17 protein-coding genes and 4 pseudogenes are annotated in these 19,809 nt (G+C 72.3%); 15 read left to right on the forward strand and 6 right to left on the reverse strand.

Annotation, left to right across the window (positions count from 1 at the left end):
- Nucleotides 1-104: 104 nt before the first annotated feature.
- Complete coding sequence (locus AB0I73_RS20415) at nt 105-254, reverse strand: hypothetical protein (RefSeq protein WP_363039252.1); 150 nt, start codon at nt 252-254, stop codon at nt 105-107.
- 105 nt (nt 255-359) lie between these two features.
- Nucleotides 360-1,004, reverse strand: a pseudogene (locus AB0I73_RS20420) (DUF6745 domain-containing protein); the annotation flags it as partial.
- On the opposite strand from AB0I73_RS20420, the pseudogene AB0I73_RS20425 reads away from it, so the two are divergent.
- The 3 genes and pseudogenes from AB0I73_RS20425 to pgm all read left to right on the forward strand — a co-directional run.
- Nucleotides 993-1,484 (forward strand): annotated as a pseudogene (locus AB0I73_RS20425) (radical SAM protein); the annotation flags it as partial. The pseudogenes AB0I73_RS20420 and AB0I73_RS20425 overlap by 12 nt on opposite strands.
- Nucleotides 1,481-1,909 carry a hypothetical protein gene (locus AB0I73_RS20430; protein ID WP_363039254.1) on the forward strand — a complete coding sequence of 143 codons (429 nt, stop codon included), beginning with the start codon at nt 1,481-1,483 and terminating at the stop codon, nt 1,907-1,909. The pseudogene AB0I73_RS20425 and the gene AB0I73_RS20430, both read left to right, overlap by 4 nt.
- Nucleotides 1,910-1,998: 89 nt before the next feature.
- Nucleotides 1,999-3,639: a phosphoglucomutase (alpha-D-glucose-1,6-bisphosphate-dependent) gene (gene pgm, locus AB0I73_RS20435; protein WP_363039256.1), complete on the forward strand. Its 1,641-nt coding sequence runs from the start codon at nt 1,999-2,001 to the stop codon at nt 3,637-3,639.
- A gap of 46 nt (nt 3,640-3,685) precedes the next feature.
- On the opposite strand, the gene AB0I73_RS20440 is transcribed toward pgm, so the two are convergent.
- Nucleotides 3,686-4,210 (reverse strand): hypothetical protein, encoded by a 525-nt coding sequence (locus AB0I73_RS20440; RefSeq protein ID WP_363039258.1) that lies wholly within the window; start codon nt 4,208-4,210, stop codon nt 3,686-3,688.
- Between the two features lie 485 nt (nt 4,211-4,695).
- On the opposite strand from AB0I73_RS20440, the gene AB0I73_RS20445 reads away from it, so the two are divergent.
- From AB0I73_RS20445 to AB0I73_RS20475, 7 genes are all read left to right on the forward strand, one after another.
- Nucleotides 4,696-5,130 carry an AraC family ligand binding domain-containing protein gene (locus tag AB0I73_RS20445; RefSeq protein ID WP_363039260.1) on the forward strand — a complete coding sequence of 145 codons (435 nt, stop codon included), beginning with the start codon at nt 4,696-4,698 and terminating at the stop codon, nt 5,128-5,130.
- A gap of 72 nt (nt 5,131-5,202) precedes the next feature.
- Entirely contained in the window at nt 5,203-6,468 is a 1,266-nt protein-coding gene (locus AB0I73_RS20450; protein ID WP_363039262.1) for a glycosyltransferase family 4 protein, read from the forward strand.
- Nucleotides 6,465-7,289, forward strand: coding sequence for a transferase (locus AB0I73_RS20455; RefSeq protein ID WP_363039263.1), 825 nt, complete (start codon nt 6,465-6,467; stop codon nt 7,287-7,289). The genes AB0I73_RS20450 and AB0I73_RS20455 overlap by 4 nt, the downstream gene beginning before the upstream one ends.
- A gap of 81 nt (nt 7,290-7,370) precedes the next feature.
- Complete coding sequence (locus AB0I73_RS20460) at nt 7,371-7,721, forward strand: hypothetical protein (RefSeq protein WP_363039265.1); 351 nt, start codon at nt 7,371-7,373, stop codon at nt 7,719-7,721.
- Nucleotides 7,722-7,916: 195 nt separating this feature from the next.
- Nucleotides 7,917-9,644: a cytochrome c oxidase subunit I gene (ctaD, locus tag AB0I73_RS20465; protein ID WP_363039267.1), complete on the forward strand. Its 1,728-nt coding sequence runs from the start codon at nt 7,917-7,919 to the stop codon at nt 9,642-9,644.
- A 28-nt stretch (nt 9,645-9,672) separates the two neighbouring features.
- Complete coding sequence (locus AB0I73_RS20470; protein ID WP_363039268.1) at nt 9,673-10,014, forward strand: hypothetical protein; 342 nt, start codon at nt 9,673-9,675, stop codon at nt 10,012-10,014.
- An 88-nt stretch (nt 10,015-10,102) separates the two neighbouring features.
- Nucleotides 10,103-11,032 carry a hypothetical protein gene (locus tag AB0I73_RS20475; protein WP_363039270.1) on the forward strand — a complete coding sequence of 310 codons (930 nt, stop codon included), beginning with the start codon at nt 10,103-10,105 and terminating at the stop codon, nt 11,030-11,032.
- Between the two features lie 283 nt (nt 11,033-11,315).
- Here the strand turns inward: AB0I73_RS20475 and AB0I73_RS20480 are convergent.
- Nucleotides 11,316-11,456 (reverse strand): annotated as a pseudogene (locus AB0I73_RS20480) (serine/threonine-protein phosphatase); the annotation flags it as partial.
- Nucleotides 11,457-11,636: 180 nt separating this feature from the next.
- Here AB0I73_RS20480 and AB0I73_RS20485 point away from each other — a divergent pair.
- Nucleotides 11,637-11,987 (forward strand): hypothetical protein, encoded by a 351-nt coding sequence (locus AB0I73_RS20485; protein WP_109381155.1) that lies wholly within the window; start codon nt 11,637-11,639, stop codon nt 11,985-11,987.
- A 320-nt stretch (nt 11,988-12,307) separates the two neighbouring features.
- Nucleotides 12,308-14,296, forward strand: a complete 1,989-nt coding sequence (locus AB0I73_RS20490; RefSeq protein WP_363039307.1) for a discoidin domain-containing protein — start codon at nt 12,308-12,310, stop codon at nt 14,294-14,296.
- A gap of 30 nt (nt 14,297-14,326) precedes the next feature.
- Here the strand turns inward: AB0I73_RS20490 and AB0I73_RS20495 are convergent, their stop codons facing one another.
- Together AB0I73_RS20495 and AB0I73_RS20500 are read right to left on the reverse strand one after the other, a co-directional pair.
- Nucleotides 14,327-15,907, reverse strand: a complete 1,581-nt coding sequence (locus AB0I73_RS20495; RefSeq protein ID WP_363039272.1) for a glycerol-3-phosphate dehydrogenase/oxidase — start codon at nt 15,905-15,907, stop codon at nt 14,327-14,329.
- Complete coding sequence (locus tag AB0I73_RS20500) at nt 15,904-16,503, reverse strand: TetR/AcrR family transcriptional regulator (protein ID WP_363039274.1); 600 nt, start codon at nt 16,501-16,503, stop codon at nt 15,904-15,906. The genes AB0I73_RS20495 and AB0I73_RS20500 overlap by 4 nt, the downstream gene beginning before the upstream one ends.
- Before the next feature lie 84 nt (nt 16,504-16,587).
- Between AB0I73_RS20500 and AB0I73_RS20505 the strand changes: the two genes are divergently transcribed.
- From AB0I73_RS20505 to AB0I73_RS20515, 3 genes and pseudogenes are all read left to right on the forward strand, one after another.
- Nucleotides 16,588-18,183: an FAD-binding oxidoreductase gene (locus tag AB0I73_RS20505; protein WP_363039276.1), complete on the forward strand. Its 1,596-nt coding sequence runs from the start codon at nt 16,588-16,590 to the stop codon at nt 18,181-18,183.
- Nucleotides 18,184-18,251: 68 nt separating this feature from the next.
- Nucleotides 18,252-19,133: a YegS/Rv2252/BmrU family lipid kinase gene (locus AB0I73_RS20510; protein ID WP_363039278.1), complete on the forward strand. Its 882-nt coding sequence runs from the start codon at nt 18,252-18,254 to the stop codon at nt 19,131-19,133.
- A 66-nt stretch (nt 19,134-19,199) separates the two neighbouring features.
- Nucleotides 19,200-19,799 (forward strand): annotated as a pseudogene (locus tag AB0I73_RS20515) (transcriptional regulator); the annotation flags it as partial.
- Between the last annotated feature and the right edge of the window lie 10 nt (nt 19,800-19,809).

The following is a 19,809-nucleotide window of genomic DNA, read 5'->3' on the forward strand; positions in this document are numbered from 1 at the left end:
CGGCCGACCCGGCGCGCACGGGTCCCGCCCGGCCCTCCGCCGGCGTCACCGCTCCCGTCGGCCGGACGTCGCCGCGGGCGTGTGTGGAAGGGCGGGGGACACGGTCAATGGCGACGACCGCGGAGCTTGCGCAGCAGGCGCTGAGCCTGTGCACGGCGCCGGGGGTCGGCCGCGGCACGCCGTACCTGCTCGGTCGCGCGCTGTCCCTGGGGGCTCCTGGCGAACCGCTTGATGCGCTCCACGATGCCGGGCATGAGGGCTCCTTTCCACGGGCCTGCGCCCTTGTCGTCCTCGGCGTTGCTGTCCTCCTCGCCTACCCCCTGGAGGACGGACTCAGCCCTGCGGACACCCGTGCGGACTCACGTCTGCCTCAGCGGCTCGTACGCCTCGGGGGCCACACCGAACGTCCAGGCCACCCCCTCCCGGGCGGTCCGCGTCGCCGGCGGCACCCGGAGCCAGTACGTGCGACGGGTACCGTCGGGCTCCGGAGTGGAGTTGACGACCTCCACCATCACGACCGCCTCGTCGCCGACGAGTTCGACACGCCAGAGCGTGCCCGTCTCGTCCTGGTGCACGGGCTCGGCCCCGGAGTCGGTCAGATAGCGGTCGTAGCCGTAGTACTCGAGCATCACCCGGCGCAGTTCGGCGTTCTCCTCGGCCCGGATCCGCTCCGGCGTGAGGGTGCGCAGCTCCTTCAGGAAGGCACGTGGCACCGGCATGCCGCGCCAGGCGCACAGGGCGAAGCCGTCGGGGAACTCCAACGCCGGGCCGTCGCCGTGGTCCAGTCGGCCCGCCTCGTCACGGTGCAGGGCGACCGGACACTCGCACACCACCGCCACCTTCTCGAACGGCCACCACCAGCCGGCGCTGCGGCACACCTGGGCCAGTCCGTCGAGCGGGGACCCGGCGCCGCCGTCCAGGGCGGCCAGCCACGGCGCGTCGTGCTGCCCGAGCAGCGCGTCCAGGAGGACCAGCCGTATCGCGGTACGGGCGTCGGCGTCGTCGGCCTGCCCGAGCACCTGGAACCCGCCCGGCGGCTGCGCGCCGAACTCCCGGAACGGGTGTACCTGTGGGTCAACGCCGCCGAGGGCCACACGTACGACGACGCCGAGGCGGAGGTGTGGACGGCACTGGATCCGCTGTTCGGCTACAGCCGCCGCCCCCACGCCAGCGCGGGCCGGTCCTGCCGCACCGGGGAGTCGGTGATCTCCGTCGACGGGGAGGGCACGGTCCGCCGCTGCCACTTCGTCCGCACCGAGCTCGGCAACCTCTACGACGGCACCTACCGGCGGGCACTGGGCCCCCGGGCCTGTTCCCTCACCAGCTGCGACTGCCACATCGGCTACGTCCACCTGGAGACACTGCCGCTCTACGACGTGTTCGCGGGCGGTGTCCTGGAACGCATCCCGGCGTCGCCCGCGCGGACCGGTCCGGGCGACCGGGCGGGTTTGCCGTGGGGCTCAGCGGCAAGTCGGTTTCCATGAGTGAACAGAACAAGAGCCCGAATCAGAAGACCACCTCCACCCGGACCGCCGCGTCCAAGGCCCGGAACGCCACGGAGAAGGCGACCGCCCCCGCCGAGCGGGCGGCCTCCGACGCCGTCGGCAAGGCGAATGACGCGGCGTCAGCGGCCAGGTCGGGCGCGGAGCGCGCGGCCGGAGCGGCGAACGGCGCCGTGCAGAGCGCGGCCAGGGGAGTCGAGGCGGGCCGCAGGGCGGTCGTCGCCACCTCGGGTCAGGTCGCCGCCACCGCGGTGACCGCCTGGACGGTCCTGTCGAACCGCAAGTTCGTCGCCGCCGGTGTGGGCGCCGGCCTGACCGTACTGAGCGCCGCCTCCTACGCGGTGGGCCGCCGTGCGGGACGCCACACCCAGGGTCCCCTCACGCGGCTGACCGGCGGACGCATCTGACCCGGGGCGGTTCCACTCGCGCGGTGCGGCCCCGAAGGGGAAGGATGTGTCCGCAAGCGCACATACAACCCCTGCCAAGGAGTGGGCACATGCAGCACGAGAGAGCGGGCGGTCCGGCCGGCCCCGAGGATCTCGTCGACGTCGCTCGGCTGGTCACGGCGTACTTCGCCGTGCGTCCGGACCCGAAGGAGGCCGGGCAGCGCGTCGCGTTCGGGACGTCCGGGCACCGCGGCTCGTCCCTGGCGGGCGCGTTCAACGAGGACCACATCGCCGCGACCAGCCAGGCCATCTGCGAGTACCGTGCGGGGCAGGGCACCGACGGCCCGCTCTTCCTGGGCGCCGACACCCACGCGCTCTCCGAGCCGGCCAGGGTCACCGCCCTGGAGGTGTTCGCGGCCAACGGCGTCACCGTGCTCATCGACAGCGCCGACGGGTACACGCCGACCCCCGCGGTCTCGCACGCGATCCTCACCCACAACCGGGGCCGCGCCGCGGGCCTCGCCGACGGCGTCGTCGTCACCCCGTCCCACAATCCGCCCGCCGACGGCGGTTTCAAGTACAACCCGCCCAGCGGCGGCCCCGCCGGCTCCGAGGCGACCACCTGGATCCAGGACCGGGCGAACGCCCTGATCAGCGGCGGCCTGAAGGACGTCCGGCGCATCCCCTACGCCCGCGCCCTGGCCGCCCCCGGCACCGGCCGCCACGACTTCCTGGGGACGTACGTCGCCGATCTGCCCAGCGCGCTGGACCTGGACGCGATCCGGGCGGCCGGCGTCCGGATCGGCGCCGACCCGCTGGGCGGGGCGTCCGTCGCCTACTGGGGCCGCATCGCCGAACAGCACGGCCTGGACCTCACCGTGGTCAACCCGCTCACCGACCCCACATGGCGGTTCATGACCCTGGACTGGGACGGCAGGATCCGCATGGACTGCTCCTCGCCGTACGCCATGGCCTCCCTCATCGCGCAGCGGGACCGCTTCGACATCGCCACCGGCAACGACGCGGACGCCGACCGGCACGGCATCGTCACCCCGGACGCGGGCCTGATGAACCCCAACCACTACCTCGCCGCCGCCATCCACTACCTCTACGCACACCGCGAGCAGTGGCCGTCCGGGGCGGGTGTGGGCAAGACGCTGGTGTCGTCCGCGATGATCGACCGTGTCGCCGCCGACCTGAAGCGCGAACTGGTCGAGGTGCCCGTCGGCTTCAAGTGGTTCGTCGACGGCCTGGCGAGCGGCACCCTCGGCTTCGGCGGGGAGGAGTCCGCCGGCGCCTCCTTCCTGCGCCGCGACGGTTCGGTGTGGACCACCGACAAGGACGGCATCCTCCTCGCGCTGCTCGCCTCCGAGATCACGGCGGTCACCGGGAAGACCCCTTCCGAGCACTACGCCGCTCTCACCGCGCGCTTCGGCGAGCCCGCCTACGAGCGGATCGACGCCCCGGCCACCAGGGAGGAGAAGGCCCGTCTGGCGAGGCTCTCCCCGGCACAGGTCACCGCCGACACCCTTGCCGGGGAGACGGTCACCGCGGTGCTCACCGAGGCCCCCGGCAACGGCGCGTCCATCGGAGGCATCAAGGTGACCACGGCCAACGCCTGGTTCGCGGCCCGCCCTTCGGGCACCGAGGACGTGTACAAGATCTACGCCGAGTCCTTCCAGGGCCCCGACCACCTCCGCCGGGTGCAGGAGGAGGCCAGGACGGTGGTCCTGTCGGCGCTGGGCGGCTGAGCGGCCGCGCGTCGCCGGCCACTCGGCACGAGGGACCGGCGACGCGTCAGCCCGCCCGGACCTCCGACGTGGTCGGGGAGGGTGAGGCGAGTCCGGTCGGCGGCGACGTCGCCGTGGGCAGCTCCGCGGGGATGTCCTCCGACTGCTGCAGCACGGTCTCGCCGGGCCCTTGGCGCGCTGTGCCCGCCCCGGTGGACAGCAGGGACCATGCGCCCAGGGCCACCGCGATCGCGGCGGCCGTGCCGATCACCCGGCAGGCCCGGCGCACTCTGGCCCTGCCGTCCAGGTCCCGCCACGACGGCCCCTCCCACGGGTCCTCGGGGTGCCACAGGTCGCCGACGAAGGCCGTGGTGTCGTCCGCCTGTCCCTCCGTGCCGCAGCGGGCGTCGGCGCGCGCCGGCCGTGGCTGCCACCCCGCCGCCCGCTGGGAGGCGGAGGGCTCGACGGGGGCGGAGGCACGGATGGCACGCTCGTTGTCCGTGAGGAACCGCTGCCAGACCTCGTCCGGCAGGGACGGGGTGCCGTCCCCGCCCTCCGGCGTCTCGCCGTCCTCCGGTCGCTGCGCGGTCACGTCCGTTCGTTCCTCTCCGGTGCGGGAGCCCGCCGACGACACCGCAGCCGACTCGCACCAGGACCCCGGCAGGATCATTGCACAGTGAAAAATCCGAAGACCAGGGGCCCGACGGCCGACGTTTTCGCACTTTTCTTCCTTCCTTCCTTCCTTCGCCCCACCGGACGCACACGTCACACCCGTGGTGCGAGCCGCGCTCCGGCAGGCTCCGGACGCGGCGGGGCTCGATGGAACAGCGGTGGGGCGTCCACCGGGGGGAAACGGACGGCTCTCGAGCGCCTCGACACCGCTGGAGCAGCTCATGTCCGATGAGAAACCCCCATCGATCCGGACTGCCCTGCTCTGGATGCCGGTCGTGGTGATGGCGGTGATCGCGTTCGTGGACGTGGTGGTCGGGCCGGCTCGCCGCACTGTCCTCCCGACGCGTCAAATATGCATGCTAGGTTCCTATTTGAGAGGCCCCGCACACAGGACGGTGACACCCCATGACGGCAGACGGCGACGACGCCACCGAGCACGACGGCGACCTCCCACTGCCGCGGACGCTGTGCGACACGGCAGCGCTGGCGGCGCTCGAGGACGCGCCGGCCGGCGCTCTGTGGCGGCTCGCGGAGCCGGGACGGCAGCTCGACGCCAATGTCGTACGCATCCCGCCCGGCCGGCGGGTCGGCACCCACCGGGAGCCCGACCTCGACGTCCTCCTGCTCGTCCTGGCGGGCGAGGGCTCGCTGACCGCGCCCGACGGCACGCAGTCCCTGCGCGCGGGCACCCTGATCTGGCTGCCGCACGGCTCCACGCGGAGCCTCGCCGCCGGCGACGAGGGACTGACCTATCTGACCGCGCACCGGCGCCGCCCCGGCCTGCGGATCACGTCACCGGGCGCCGCGAGCCCTTCGGACGGCCCTTCCCGGCAGCGGTGACAAGGCGAAACCGACACCAACAAAGTAATAACAACAGACAACTTCCGAGTGCTTCAGGCGGTCTAGTCCGCCATGAAGATCTCTTTCCTGATTCACAACGCCTATGGGATCGGAGGCACGATCACCACCACGTTCAACCTCGCGGCGGCACTGGCCGAGCGTCATGACGTGGAGATCGTCTCCGTGTTACGGCACCGGGAGCGCCCCCACCTCACCCCGCACCCCGGAGTGAGGCTGCGGGCCCTGGTGGATCTCAGGCGGGAACGGGACGATCCCCGGCACTGCAGACCGGCAAAGGTGTTCCCCTCGGCCGAGTACCGCTACCACCAGTACAGCGAGTTGACCGACCAGCGGATCGCCGAGTGCCTGGAGGGCATCGACGCCGACGTGGTCATCGGGACCCGGCCGGGACTCAATGTGCACCTCGCGCTCCAGGTTCCGCAGCACGTCGTACGCGTCGGTCAGGAACACCTCACCCTCGACAACCACCCGCCGAAACTGCGCACCGTCCTGCGCCGCGCCTACCGGCGGCTCGACGTGCTCACCACCGTCACGGAGGCGGACGCCGACGCCTACCGGCGCAAGATGCGGCTGCCCGGGGTACGGGTGGAGGCCCTCCCGAACAGCGTCCCCGACCCCGGGCTGCCCGCCGCGGACGGCACCGCCAAGCTGGTGATCGCGGCCGGCCGGCTGGTCCCCGTGAAGCGGTACGACCTGATCATCGAGGCGTTCGCCCGGGTCGCGGCCGAGCACCCGGACTGGCAGCTGCGCATCTACGGCAAGGGCGGGGAACAGGCCGGGCTGCGGCGCCTGATCGAGTCGCTCGGCCTGTGGAACAACGTTTTCCTCATGGGCGCGGCGACCCCCATGGAAGCGGAATGGGTCAAGGGCTCGGTCGGCGTGGCCGCGTCCGACTTCGAGCCGTTCGGCATGACGATCGTCGAGGCGATGCGGTGCGGACTGCCCGTCGTCAGCACCGACTGCCCCTACGGGCCCGGTGAGATCATCAAGGACGGAGTCGACGGCAGACTGGTGCCGGTCGGGGACGCCACCGCCCTCGGCGCGGCCCTGCTGGACCTCGTCCGCGACGACGAACTGCGCTGCCGCATGGGCAGGGCGGCCCTCGGCAACGCCCGCCGTTACGCACCCGGCCCCGTCGTGGTGCAGGCGGAACGCCTGGCCCGGGAAGCCGTGGCGGCCCGGAGCGCCGGACGGCGCCTCGCACCGGAGGACGGCCGCGAACACCGCGCCCTGGCCGGTCGGGGCCACGCCGTCGCCGACCTCGCCCGCGCCGCCGCGTCCGACGCGCTGCGCGCCCTTCGGAAGGGACGTCGATGAGCACCCGGCGGGACACGGACGACCTGCGCGCCCACTGCACCGTCGACACCGACGGCCAAATCACCTTCCGCCTCCGGCTCCGATCGCCCGGCCGCCCCCGACTGGCGCTGGTGCCACGGCCGAAGAAGAACCGGCCGGAGCGGCCGGCGCACCTCCTCGACCTCGAACCCCACGGCGACGACGGAGAGGTCCGGGCGGTGCTCGCACCGCGACCGGAACTCACGGAGGGCCGCTGGGACGCGTATTTGCTGAGGGAACCGGACGCCGGACGGGAACGGCTGCGCCCCGGCCTGCGGGACCTGCGCGCGCTCGTCGACGGAACACTTCGGGTCGGGCCGCCCCCGGTGGCGGTCCGGGTGCCCTATGCCACGAAGGACGGCTTCCTCGCGGTCCGGGCCTGGCTGCGTACCGCTCACGCGGAGGCCGGCCGGCTCGACCTCACCGACGGTGCGATGACGGTCCGCGCGCGCCTGTACGGCGCCGAACTCACCGATGACGCGGAGGTGTTGCTCCGGCTACGGGGCGACAGGGCCACCGTGCGCGGCTACCGGTCGCGGGCCGAGGGCAACGCGTTCGACTTCTCCGTGCCCTTCGCGGAGTTGACGGCCGCGGCGGTCGGCGACCAGGTCTGGGACGCCTTCCTCCGTCCCTCCGCCGACGCCCCGCTGGTCCGGATCGGCAGGCTCCTCGACGACATGGCCGACCGCAAGACGGTGTGCGTGTACCCGGAGTCCGCGGTCGGCGGAGCCGTCCTGCGCCCCTACTACACCGTCGACAACGACCTCGCCGTCGAGGTGACCGCGACGGACCGACCACGGTGACCGAGCGATCGTCATGACGACCGGCATCGTTCACCCGCGGCCGCCACGAGCTGCGGGTGCACCGGGTGGTGGGGGACACCGGTGGACTCCCGTGTCACCCACACCGGCTGGGCCACCGGCCCCGACGAGCCGCCTCTCGTCCCTGCACGGCCTGTACGGCTGGGACGGTCCCGCCCCGGTCCTGGTCCGCGCCCCCAGGGCACGGTCTTCACCCGCTGGGCGCCGGTACCACGGCTGACCGGCCGGGCCGACGGCACGTCCGTCCACATCAGCCTGGCGAGCCTGACCGCCGCGTCGGACCCCGGGCCCTCGTCGGAGGCGGTCCGGGAGATCCGGGTGGACGGGGCGGCGATCGAAGTCGGGCGGGCCGACGGCGGAGCCCGCACCCGGATCACGTTCGACCCGGTGGAGGTCGACCCCACACAGCGGTGACGCCTGCTGCGCCGAACGGCCCCGTCACCTGGCGGCTCGTCCCGGAGTCCTGGAGAGTCGTCCCGACCGGCGCGTGGGCCGCCGACCGGCCCGGCACACCGCGACGCGCCGGGCCGAGTACGGGTCTTACAACTACGGCCGCGATTGCGGAATCCTGCCGGAGGGATTCTGAGCCCATGAGCAAGGAGCGGAACAGTGGCGGTGCACAATGCGTCGGACTCACTCGAGTCGGACACTTACGAGGACGAACTACCGGTCCGGCGGAGGCGCCCCGGGAAAGTCGTCGTCTCATGGCTGACCACAACTGATCATAAGACCATCGGCACGCTATATCTCGCGACAGCATTCGGATTCTTTATCTTTGGTGGAATTCTCGCGCTGATCCTGCGCGCCGAGCTGGCCCGGCCGGGGCTGCAGATCGTGTCGAACGAGCAATACAACCAGGCGTTCACGATGCACGGCACGGTCATGCTGCTGATGTTCGCGACGCCGCTGTTCATCGGCTTCGCGAACTGGATCATGCCGCTGCAGATCGGCGCGCCCGACGTCGCCTTCCCGCGGCTGAACATGCTCGCCTACTGGCTCTTCCTGTTCGGCTCGCTGATCGCGATCAGTGGTTTCCTCACCCCGGACGGGGCCGCCAGCTTCGGCTGGACCGGCTACAGCCCGCTGTCGAACGCGGTCCGCTCACCGGGCCTCGGCTCCGACCTGTGGATCATGGGCCTGGCCTTCCAGGGCTTCGGCACCATCCTGGGCTCGGTCAACTTCATCACCACGATCATCTGCATGCGCGCGCCCGGCATGACGATGTTCCGCCTGCCGATCTTCACCTGGAACGTGCTGCTGACCGCCCTCCTGGTCCTGCTCGCCTTCCCGGTGCTGGCCGCCGCGCTCCTGACGCTCGAGTACGACCGCAAGTTCGGCGCAATGGTCTTCGAGGCGTCCAACGGCGGGGCGCTGCTGTGGCAGCACCTGTTCTGGTTCTTCGGCCACCCCGAGGTGTACATCATCGCGCTGCCGTTCTTCGGCATCGTGAGTGAGATCATTCCGGTGTTCAGCCGTAAGCCGATCTTCGGCTATCTGGGTCTGGTCGGCGCGACCATCGCGATCGCGGGTCTGTCGGTGACGGTGTGGGCGCACCACATGTTCGCCACCGGCGGCGTGCTGCTGCCGTTCTTCTCCTTCATGAGTTTCCTGATCGCCATTCCCACCGGGGTGAAGTTCTTCAACTGGACCGGCACCATGTGGAAGGGCAGTCTCTCGTTCGAGACGCCGATGCTCTGGTCCGTCGGCTTCCTGGTCACGTTCCTGTTCGGCGGGCTGACCGGTGTCATCCTGGCCTCGCCGCCGCTGGACTTCCACGTCACCGACTCGTACTTCGTGGTGGCGCACTTCCACTACGTGGTGTTCGGCACCGTCGTCTTCGCGATGTTCGCCGGCTTCCACTTCTGGTGGCCGAAGTTCACCGGCAAGATGCTCGACGAGCGGCTCGGCAAGGTCACCTTCTGGACGCTGTTCGCCGGCTTCCACGGCACCTTCCTGGTCCAGCACTGGCTGGGCGCCGAGGGCATGCCCCGCCGCTACGTGGACTACCTGGCGGCCGACGGCTTCACCGGGCTGAACACGGTCTCCTCGATCTCCTCGTTCCTGCTCGGCCTGTCCATGTTGCCGTTCTTCTACAACGTCTGGAAGACGGCCAAGTACGGCAAGAAGGTCGAGGTCGACGATCCGTGGGGCTACGGCCGCTCCCTGGAGTGGGCCACCTCGTGCCCGCCGCCGCGGCACAACTTCCTCACCCTGCCGCGCGTCCGCTCCGAATCCCCGGCCTTCGACCTGCACCACCCGGCGGTCGCCGCGTACGACCGGGAGGTCAACCGCCCGGAGACCGCGGCCATCCAGGCCCCCGGGGACAAACAGGAGTGATCTCACAGCCCAGCGTGTGGAGGAGCATGTGAACCCCATCCAGGACAGCGCCCGAGGCCTCAACCAGCTCGAGGGGTACCTCCTGTGGGCGGCCGAGGTCGAGGACGCCCGGCGGCAGGCCGACCGATTCACCGAGCAGCTGCCGTGGCTGACGACCGCACAGCGCGAGGACGTGGAGCACGTCTACATCGCCGAACGGATCGCGGCCTCCCGCGCCTCACTCGTCCGGATCTGCGACCGTGCGGCCGAGCTCCGGGGCGAGTACGAAGACCGCTACCGGCAGCTGCGGGTGCGCTGCGTGGCCGCGGCGGCGGTGGGCGCGGCCAGCGGTGTGGGCGCGGCGATCGTCGCGATCCTCACCGGGTCATGACCGACCGCAGCGACGCAGATGGGGGACGTTGCCCGGACTCGCGCGGGGTGCGAGGCGTTTTGACGAAGTTGAAGTCAGGCTGAACCCCATGGCTTCATCGATCGAGGGCCCGCACCACGGACGTCCCCGAGTTCCGTCCCGGGGCGGCCGACGGTCAGCCGTTCCCGTCCGGGTGCGCGGACGGCTGCCGCTGTCGGCTGTCGCGCTCCTGGTGACGGCGGTCCTCACCGGCTGCGGAGCGATCAGCGGTAGCACGGTGCGGGAGTCCCCGACGGCCGCCGCCTCCCCGGCCGCCACGCCCGAGGCCGCGCCCCCGGTGGCCGGGCCGCCCGTGGTCGGACCGCCGGAGACCGGACCCTCGGAGCACGGAGCCCCCGGCGCCGACAGCACCACACAGGGCGGATCCGACGCCGGAGCGGAAACGGAACCCCCCGCCCCGCTCGGCGGTCTCGGCCCGCGGACGCTGGCGCTGATCCCCGAGAACACCCGTCAGGCCGTCGTCGTCACCGGCACGGGCAGGGACGCGAACCGCTCCGAGGCCGTGCTGTACCGGCGTACCGCCTCGGGGTGGAAGGCGGGCGCCCCGTGGCCCGCCCGCAACGCCCTCAACGGCTGGACCGACGACCACCGGGTGGGCGACCTCCGCTCGCCGATCGGCGTGTTCACCCTCAGTGACGCGGGAGGACTGCTGCCCGACCCGGGCACCCTGTTGCCGTACGACGAGTCATCGGGATTCGCCATCGGCGGCACGGGCTTCATGGGGGAACCGCTCGCCGGCTCCTTCGACTACGTCATCGCGATCGACTACAACCGCGTCCCGGGCACCTCACCGCTCGACCGGACACGGCCGCTCGGCGCCGACCGGGGCGGCGGCATCTGGCTGCACGTGGACCACCAAGGGCCCACCCAGGGCTGTGTGAGCCTGGAGGAACCGCACATGAGACAACTCCTGCGGGCGCTCGATCCCGCGCAACACCCGGTGATCGTCATGGGGGACGCCGGGTCACTGAGCAGGTGAACGCGATCCCGGCGAGCCGGTGCCGCGCTCTCCCGCGCCGCGTCGCGTGGTCCACTCGCCCGTACTGCGTTCGTCCCGGTCCGGGGCGGCCCCCGACCCGCTGTGTTCCGCCCCTGTCCAGGAGAGGCCGTCCAGGGGCGCTCCCACCCGCGGTGAGGTGCTCCAGCACCTGGACCAGCTACCGGCACGCGAGTTCCACGGAACGCCCGGTGTCGCGCTGCCCGGTGATCACCGCGGGCAGGAGGAGGGAGACAGCGCACGCCGGGAGCGACGGGCGGATTCCGGGGAGCATGCCGCGTTGCAGTGCGAGGGCCGGTTCGACCCGGGAGTGCTGCACCTCGGCCTGCGCACGCGTCTGAGCCGTCAACGTCCCGAGCCCGGCCGGCCGCTCGTCGCCGTCGTCCGTGGAGGCGGTACGGGACATGGATCACTCACTCGGGCGAGGGCGGTGACGCTCGGTGCCTCTCTCGGGATTCAATGATCATATCCGGCGGTAAAAGGCGATAAGCGGAACTCGAATGCATGGGCCAGGTCCACGGAGCCGGGTACGGACGGGTGGAACGCGAGCACCGGAGCGCGCCGGGGAAGACCCTAGGCTGTGCCCATGGAGCAGCGCGAAATCATGCAGCGGGGCGTCGGCATCCTCACCGAGGCCCTCGAGATGCGGCGGCAACTCCGGGAGAACCCGGATGCCGAGGTGATGAGGAGCGGAGCCGTCTCCAAGCTTCTCGAAGAGATGCTGCCGCACATCCAGTTGCCGGCCGACGCGAACGCCCGCGAGGTGGCGGAGATCGTCACCGAGAAGCTGGGGCCCGCCATCGTGCACATCACCTCCGCACTCACCTTCGCCTTCGTGCAACTCGCCGAAGTGCACGACGCGGGTCGCACGGACGTGTCCTCCGCGGACGTCCTGCGCTCCATCTCGCTGCGCTACGAATCCGGGACCGAGCGGTAGCCGGCGGGGGCGTCCGCCGTACCGGGCACGGGCGGCGGTCGGCCATGGTGCAACGGCGCCCGGGGGAAACGGGATCCCGGGTCCGCTCCACCGCCGTTCGTCCCGGACCCTTGACTCCCTACGTGCCGGTAGCCATGCTCGGGCATACCTTGTACCGGCCATGACAATCGGATGAGTCCGGGTCACCGGCCCGGGCCGCCCGGCGGGCCGGCCGTGCCGCTGACGGAGGGACGTGGGCCGTGATCACCGCTCGACGCCGGTACGACGGTGGACGCCGCCAAGTCGCCCTCGTGGCGCTGCTTCTGCTCGTGCTCACCGTGATGTCCCTCGGCCCCACGCCCAGTTCCGCGGCCGCCGGCGACTGGTGGGAGCCGACCGCGCGGCCGGCGCCGGACTCCGGGATCGGCGTCACCGGCGAGCCGTTCACCGGTACCGACGCGCGCGGTGAGGTCCGCGGGTTCGTCGACGCGCACAACCACATCATGTCCAACGAGGCCTTCGGCGGTCGGCTCATCTGCGGCAAGCCCTTCTCCGGGAAGGGGATCGCCGACGCCCTCAAGGACTGTCCCGAGCACTACCCCGACGGCTCGCTCGCGATCTTCGACTTCATCACCAACGGCGGTGACGGCAGGCACGACCCCGTCGGCTGGCCCACCTTCGAGGACTGGCCGGCCCACGACTCGATGACCCACCAGCAGAACTACTACGCCTGGATCGAGCGGGCCTGGCGCGGCGGGCAGCGGGTCCTGGTGAACGACCTCGTCACCAACGGCGTGATCTGCTCCGTGTACTTCTTCAAGGACCGCGGCTGCGACGAGATGACGTCGATCCGGCTGCAGGCGAAGCTGACCTACGACATGCAGGCCTACGTCGACAGGATGTACGGCGGCACGGGCAAGGGCTGGTTCCGGATCGTCACCGACAGCACCCAGGCCCGTCAGGTCGTCGAGCAGGGCAAGCTCGCGGTCGTCCTGGGTGTGGAGACCTCCGAGCCGTTCGGCTGCAAGCAGGTCCTGGACATCGCCCAGTGCGACAAGGCCGACATCGACGCCGGGCTGGACGAGTTGTACGACCTCGGCGTGCGCAGCATGTTCCTGTGCCACAAGTTCGACAACGCGCTGTGCGGGGTGCGGTTCGACGAGGGCGCGCTCGGCACCGCGATCAACGTCGGGCAGTTCCTGTCGACGGGCACCTTCTGGCAGACCGAGAAGTGCAGGGGCCCCCAGCACGACAACCCCATCGGCCTGGCCGCCGCGCCCGGAGCCGAGGAGGAACTGCCGGCGGGCGTCGAGGTGCCCGCCTACGACGAGGACGCCCGGTGCAATGTACGGGGCCTCACGGACCTCGGCGAGTACGCGGTGCGCGGCATGATGAAACGCAACATGATGCTCGAGATCGACCACATGAGCGTCAAGGCCACCGGCAGGGTGCTCGACCTCTTCGAGGCCGAGTCGTACCCCGGAGTGCTCTCCTCGCACAGCTGGATGGACCTGAACTGGACCGAGCGCGTCTACGGCCTCGGCGGCTTCGTCGCCCAGTACATGCACGGCTCCGAAGACTTCGTCGAGGAGGCGCGGCGCACCGAGGCGGTGCGCGAGAAGTACGGCGCGGGCTACGGCTACGGCACCGACATGAACGGCGTCGGCGGCTGGCCCGCCCCGCGCGGGGCCGACGCGCCCCACCCCGTCACGTACCCCTTCCGCAGCGTGGACGGCGGGTCCGTCATCGGCCGGCAGACCACCGGCGAACGCACCTGGGACCTGAACACCGACGGAGCCGCGCACTACGGACTCGTCCCCGACTGGATCGAGGACATCCGGCGCGTCGGCGGCCAGGACGTGGTGGACGACCTCTTCCGGGGCGCCGAGTCCTACCTCGGCACCTGGGGCGCCTCCGAGCGGCACCGGGCGGGCGTCAATCTCGCCAAGAACGCCCCGGCGACCGCCAGTTCGACCGAGTGGAACCCGTTCACCAGCTACGCTCCCGGCCGGGCGGTGGACGGCGACCGGGGTACCCGCTGGGCCAGCGACTGGAGTGACGACCAGTGGCTCCGGATCGACCTCGGTGCCACCCGGGAGGTCGGGCGCGTCACGCTCGACTGGGAGCGCGCGTACGGGACTTCGTACCGCGTCGAGCTCTCCGCCGACGGCTCGCACTGGCGGACCGTCTGGTCCACGGTCTCGGGGGACGGCGGCCTCGACACGGCCCGCTTCGCCCCGGAACCGGCCCGCCACGTCCGCCTCCGGTTCCTGGACCGGGGGACCGACTGGGGCTATTCCCTGCGTGAGGTCGGTGTCCACAGGAGTTGACGACGGTCCCCGCCCGGGGTGGGGCGCTTCTCAACTCCGTTGCGGCAGCGCGCCGTCCAGGAGTTCGCGTACGGCGGGGAGCGCCGCCGCGCGGTCGGCGGGGACGAGGCCGACGCGGGTGCGGCGGTCGAGCAGATCGCTCTCGTCGAGCGCTCCCTCGTGGCGCAGGGCCCACAGCAGTTCGGCCCCGGTGACCGGGTGTCCGGGCAACACGGGCTCGCCCAGCCGGGTGTCCCGCGCGCCGAGGGCCTGGACGGCCGGTGCCTCCGTCCCGTAGCGCCGCACCAGGCGGCGGGGTGCGGGCAGGCCGGTGAGGACGTGCGGCGGTGCGGCGCCCACGAGCGGGAGGGACGCGGTGCGGGACGAGCCGGCCGGCAGCCGGCGGAGGCGGACGGCGGTGTCGACGGCGTCCTCGGCCATGCGCCGGTACGTGGTGAGCTTGCCGCCGACGACGGTGACGACACCTTCGGACGAGGTCAGGACCGCGTGCCGTCGTGAGACGTCGGCGGTCCTCGTCGTCGTGCCGGCGCCGGCCGCCGTGGTGTCCAGCAGGGGGCGCAGTCCGGCGAAGGCCCCGACGACGTCGTCCCGGTGCAGCGGGACGTCCAGGACGGAGCACAGGACGTCGAGGAGGAAGCCGATGTCCGTCTCGGGTGCCTCGGGGACCTCGGGAATGCCGCCGTCCACGGGTTCGTCGGTGAGCCCGACGTAGACCCGGCCGTCGTCCTGGGGCAGCACGAGGACGAAGCGGTTGTGCTCCCCGGGGATCGGGATGTGCAGGCCGGCCGGGAGCGGGCCGAGGCTGTCCGGGCGCAGCACGAGGTGGGTTCCGCGCGAGGGGCGGATCCGGATGCCGTCGACGAGACCGTCGGCCCAGACGCCGGAGGCGTTGATCACCGCGCGGGCGCGGATCTCGCCCTCCTCGCCGGTGAGTTCGTCGCGGACCCGGGCGCCGGACGCGGTCAGCTCCAGGGCCCGGAGCCGGGTGAGGACGCGCGTCCCGTGTGCGGCGGCGGTGCGGGCGAGGGCGGTCACCAGGCGGGCGTCGTCGGTGAGCCGGCCGTCCCACGACAGCAGGCCGCCCCGCAGCCCGTCGCCCCGTACGGCGGGGGCCAGGTGGCGGGTCTCGGTCACCGAGATCCGGCGCGGCGCGGGCAGGGTCGCCCGCGCGGTACGGGCGGCCAGCCGCAGGGCGTCCCCGGCCCGGAAACCGGCGCGGGCCAGGGCGGCCTGACCGCGGGAGACCAGGGGGGTGAGGGGCAGGACGAACGGCTGGGCGTGCACCAGATGGGGGGCGGTGCGCTGCATCAGCACCCCGCGTTCGACCGCGCTCTCGTGGGCGACGTCCAGCTGGGCGGAGGCGAGGTAGCGAAGCCCGCCGTGGATGAGTTTGCTGCTGAAGCGGGAGGTGCCGAACGCCAGGTCGTGGGCGTCGACGGCCACCACGCTCAGACCGCGGGCCGCGGCGTCCAGAGCGGTCCCGGCGCCGGTGGCACCGAGACCGACGACCAGGACGTCGACGGTCGGGCCGCCCACGGTCTCGGTCAGTTCGCGGGTGCGGCGCCCGGCGGACAGGGACGAGACGAAGGCCGGTCCGGTGAGGGCGTTCATGGTGTGAGGGTCCTCTCCAGGATGTCGCGCAGTTCCGCGAGGAGAGCCTCGGAGGTGAGGTCGGGGTCGTCCTCGTCGGTCATGGTGCGCAGGGACAGGGTGAAGGACTGGACGATCAGGAGTACCGACCGCGCCTGCCGTTCGGGGTGACCGGTGCGCACCGATCCGTCGGCGTGCCCCTCGCGCACGTTGCCGGCCAGCAGTTCCAGCAGCGCCACCTGGCTCGCTCCGCGGCGGTCCAGCACATAGGGCAGGAGCAGTTCGGGATCCACGTCGACGATCTTCCGGAAGAGCGGGTGCTCCCCGAAGGCGCGCACCCCCGCCACCAGTCCGTCGACCATGCGGTCCCGGCTGGTGACGTCCGGACGGCGCTCGGGGACCGCGCCGGTGGCCACGTCGATCCATTCCCGGGTCATGAGGTCCCCGACCAGCGAGCGCACATCGGGCCATCGCCGGTACAGCGTCATCCGGGAGACCCCGGCGCGGCGGGCCACGTCGGTCAGCGTGGTGCGGCGGACCCCGACGGCCAGAACGCAGTCGCGCACCGCGTCGAGCACGGCGTCGTTGTCCGAACGGTTGTGACGAATAGGCGTCATGTGTAACAGTGTAACGGCTGGAGGGGCCGTCGGCGACGGCATCGCTCACATCGACGCTCGAACCGACCGGTGAGGACGACAGTCATGGACATGCTGTGGAGCGGCTGGGGCGACCCGGCCAGGGCGACGCCGCTGCCCGACACGGTGATCGGGCTGTTGCGCGATCTGCTCGGCGTCGAGCCGTGCGCGGCCGGACCGGTGGCCCTCGAGGAAGTGGCCGTGCCCGAGCCCCGGTTGGGGTCCGCCGCGCACCGCGCGCTGGTCGAGGTGCTGGGTGGTGAGGACCATGTGCGTACCGACCCGGAGACGCGGATCCGGCACACGCGCGGCAAGTCCACCCCCGACCTGCTGCGGATCCGGCACGGTGACGTCACCGACATCCCGGCGGCCGTCCTGTTCCCCGCCGGCCACGACGAGGTGCTCGCCGCCCTGCGTGTCTGTGCCGAACAGCGCCTGCCCGTGGTGCCGTTCGGCGGCGGCACCTCCGTGGTCGGCGGTCTCGCCCCCGGTCGGCGGGGAACCTTCGTCGCCCTGGACCTGCGCCGTATGGACGCACTGCTCGCCCTCGACCCGGTCTCCCGCACCGCCACCCTGCAACCCGGCCTGCGTGCCCCGCAGGCCGAGGCGCTGCTCGCCGAACACGGCTTCACCCTCGGCCACTTCCCCCAGTCCTACGAGTGGGCGACCATCGGCGGCTTCGCCGCGACACGCTCCAGCGGCCAGGCGTCCGCCGGGTACGGCCGCTTCGACGAGATGGTGCTCTCCCTCACCCTCGCCACCCCCGAAGGCACCCTCGACACCGGCCGGGCCCCGCGCTCGGCGGCCGGGCCCGACCTGCGCCAGCTCGTCCTGGGGTCCGAGGGGGCCTTCGGCGTCATCACGTCGGTGACCGTCCGGATCCGCCCCCTCCCACAGGCCCGCGTCCACGAGGGCTGGCGGTTCGACTCCTTCGAGGAGGGCACCGCCGCGCTGCGCCGCCTCGCCCAGGACGGGCCGCGCCCCACCGTGCTGCGGCTGTCCGACGAGACCGAGACACTGATCGGCCTCGCCCAGCCGGACGCGATCGGCTCCGGCACCCCGCAGTCCGCCGGATGCACGGCCGTCGCCGGCTACGAGGGCACGGAGGAGGACATCGCGTACCGCAGGGAAAAAGCCGCGACCGTCCTGCGCGCGTGCGGTGGAACACCGCTGGGGGAGGAACCCGGCCGCCGCTGGGCCCACGGCCGCTACTCGGCCCCTTACCTGCGCGACTCCCTGCTCGACGCCGGGGCCCTGGCCGAGACGCTGGAGACCGCGACGTTCTGGTCCCGGATCCCCGGGCTGTACACCGCGGTCCGCGACGCGCTCACCGCCACGCTCACCGAGGCCGGCACCCCGCCCCTGGTGATGTGCCACATCTCCCACGTCTACGAGAACGGCGCCTCCCTGTACTTCACCGTGGTGTCGGCACAGGGCGACGGCGACCCCGTGGCGCACTGGACGCGCGCCAAGCACGCCGCGAACGAGGCGATCCTTGCCGCGGGCGGCACGATCAGCCACCACCACGGTGTCGGCACCGACCACCGGGACTGGTACGTCCGCGAGGCCGGCCCGCTGGGTGCCGACGCCCTGCGCGCGGTGAAGCGGCGCCTGGACCCGGCCGGAGTGCTCAACCCCGGCGTCCTCCTGCCCGCCGACTGAGCCGAAGCGCCGTCATCCCTCAGAGGACCATCCCGCTCCATCCCGTCGGCCCGCCCGGAGGCAACCCGATGCGACAGTTCACCGCCGTCGTCAACCCCACCGCGGGCGGATCCGCCGGAGCGGCCGCGCTGCTCGCCCTCGCGCGACAGCTGCGGGAGGCCGGGGCCGAACTGCACACGGAGTACAGCCGCAGTCTGGCCCACGCGCAGGAGCTGGCGCGGGACGCCGGGCAAAGGGGGCGGGTGGTGCTGGCCGTCGGCGGGGACGGCATCGCCGGAGGCATCGGCGGCGCCCTCAGCGGGACCGGCGCCACGCTCGGCCTGGTGCCGGCAGGCCGGGGCAACGACTTCGCACGGGCCCTGGAACTGCCCGCCGAACCGGCGGCCCTGGCCCGGATACTGCTGGAGAGCGAACCACGGCACGTCGACACCATCGAGGTCGAATCGGCCGTCCACGACCGTACCGTCGTCCTCGGCAGCGTGTACGCCGGAGTGGACGCGCTCGCCAACCGCCACGCCAACCACAGCAGGCTGCTGCGGGGCGCCGCCTCCTACTACGCAGGCGGACTGCGGGCGGCCACCACCTGGCGGCCGGTCCGCTACCGGGTCACGATCGACGGCGAGGAGCACGCACACACCGGCTACACCGTGGTGGCCGCCAACTCCGGCTACTACGGCTCCGGCCGTGTCATCGCGCCCGACGCCCGGGTGGACGACGGGCTGCTGGACGTCGTGATGATCGAGGACGCGCCGAGGCGCCTGTTCTTCGCCCTGATGAACGACCTGAGGACGGGCGCCCACGTCCACCGGCCCCAGGTGCGGGTGGAGCGGGGACGGGAGATCCGTGTCGCCGCCGACCGCGCAGTCCCCTACGGTGCGGACGGCGAGGTCGACGCCCTTCTCCCCGTGACGCTCAGAGTCCTGCCCGGAGCGCTGCGCGTGCTGTGCTGACCTCAGACCCGGGAACCGTGGCAGCGCCGGGCGAGCGAGGCCCGCCGAGGTACGGTCGGGGCGCTCCGCCGGAGGCTCCACGACTACGGGGTGCGCGAGCCGGAACCGGTGGGCCGGGACGATGCCGCCGCGGCCCCGGGCCTGGCCCGGCAGACCGCCGCTTTCCACCTGGCCCGGCCGGCCCGTCCGACGAGTCCCTGCTCGACGTGGTCCGTGCGCGGCGCAGCGGACGCACCGGCCCGGGCGCGGCAGACCGGCCAAGCTCTACCGCCGCTCGACGCAGCAGATCGCCGTCAGCCTCCCGGACCGGCGCCACGAACTCGCCGGGCAGCTCCTCGCCCACGCCGTGGAGGAGTCCGGCGCCACCGGGGAGCCGGTGCGTGACGTCCTGCACCGCACGGCACGGGGATGCGGCGCGCAGGTGGGCGCCGACGGCCACGAAGAGGTCTTCCCCCTGCTGGAGCGGTACGGTTTCGAACCACGGCACGAGGGTGACGCCGTCGTCCTGGGCAACTGCCCCTTCCACACACCGGCCCGCGCGCACACCCGGACGGTTCGCGGAATGAACCTCCACCTGCTGCGCGGTGTCCTCGGCGACACCGGCTTCGCAGCACGCCTGGCGCCACACCCGGCCGCTGCCGCGTCCGCCCGGAGTCGGCGGCCTGAAGTCCGGTCA

Origin of the sequence: Streptomyces sp. NPDC050388 (assembly GCF_040655635.1) — a bacterium.
In the GTDB taxonomy this organism is placed as follows: domain Bacteria; phylum Actinomycetota; class Actinomycetes; order Streptomycetales; family Streptomycetaceae; genus Streptomyces.

Excerpts from the sequence above, each read along its gene's own strand:
- AB0I73_RS20415 (WP_363039252.1), bottom strand. The coding sequence starts at position 254 with ATGCCCGGCATCGTGGAGCGCATCAAGCGGTTCGCCAGGAGCCCCCAG.
- AB0I73_RS20430 (WP_363039254.1), top strand. The coding sequence starts at position 1,481 with ATGAGTGAACAGAACAAGAGCCCGAATCAGAAGACCACCTCCACCCGG.
- pgm (WP_363039256.1), top strand. The coding sequence starts at position 1,999 with ATGCAGCACGAGAGAGCGGGCGGTCCGGCCGGCCCCGAGGATCTCGTC.
- AB0I73_RS20445 (WP_363039260.1), top strand. The coding sequence starts at position 4,696 with ATGACGGCAGACGGCGACGACGCCACCGAGCACGACGGCGACCTCCCA.
- AB0I73_RS20450 (WP_363039262.1), top strand. The coding sequence starts at position 5,203 with ATGAAGATCTCTTTCCTGATTCACAACGCCTATGGGATCGGAGGCACG.
- AB0I73_RS20455 (WP_363039263.1), top strand. The coding sequence starts at position 6,465 with ATGAGCACCCGGCGGGACACGGACGACCTGCGCGCCCACTGCACCGTC.
- AB0I73_RS20475 (WP_363039270.1), top strand. The coding sequence starts at position 10,103 with ATGGCTTCATCGATCGAGGGCCCGCACCACGGACGTCCCCGAGTTCCG.
- AB0I73_RS20485 (WP_109381155.1), top strand. The coding sequence starts at position 11,637 with ATGGAGCAGCGCGAAATCATGCAGCGGGGCGTCGGCATCCTCACCGAG.
- AB0I73_RS20490 (WP_363039307.1), top strand. The coding sequence starts at position 12,308 with ATGTCCCTCGGCCCCACGCCCAGTTCCGCGGCCGCCGGCGACTGGTGG.
- AB0I73_RS20495 (WP_363039272.1), bottom strand. The coding sequence starts at position 15,907 with ATGAACGCCCTCACCGGACCGGCCTTCGTCTCGTCCCTGTCCGCCGGG.
- AB0I73_RS20500 (WP_363039274.1), bottom strand. The coding sequence starts at position 16,503 with ATGACGCCTATTCGTCACAACCGTTCGGACAACGACGCCGTGCTCGAC.
- AB0I73_RS20505 (WP_363039276.1), top strand. The coding sequence starts at position 16,588 with ATGGACATGCTGTGGAGCGGCTGGGGCGACCCGGCCAGGGCGACGCCG.
- AB0I73_RS20510 (WP_363039278.1), top strand. The coding sequence starts at position 18,252 with ATGCGACAGTTCACCGCCGTCGTCAACCCCACCGCGGGCGGATCCGCC.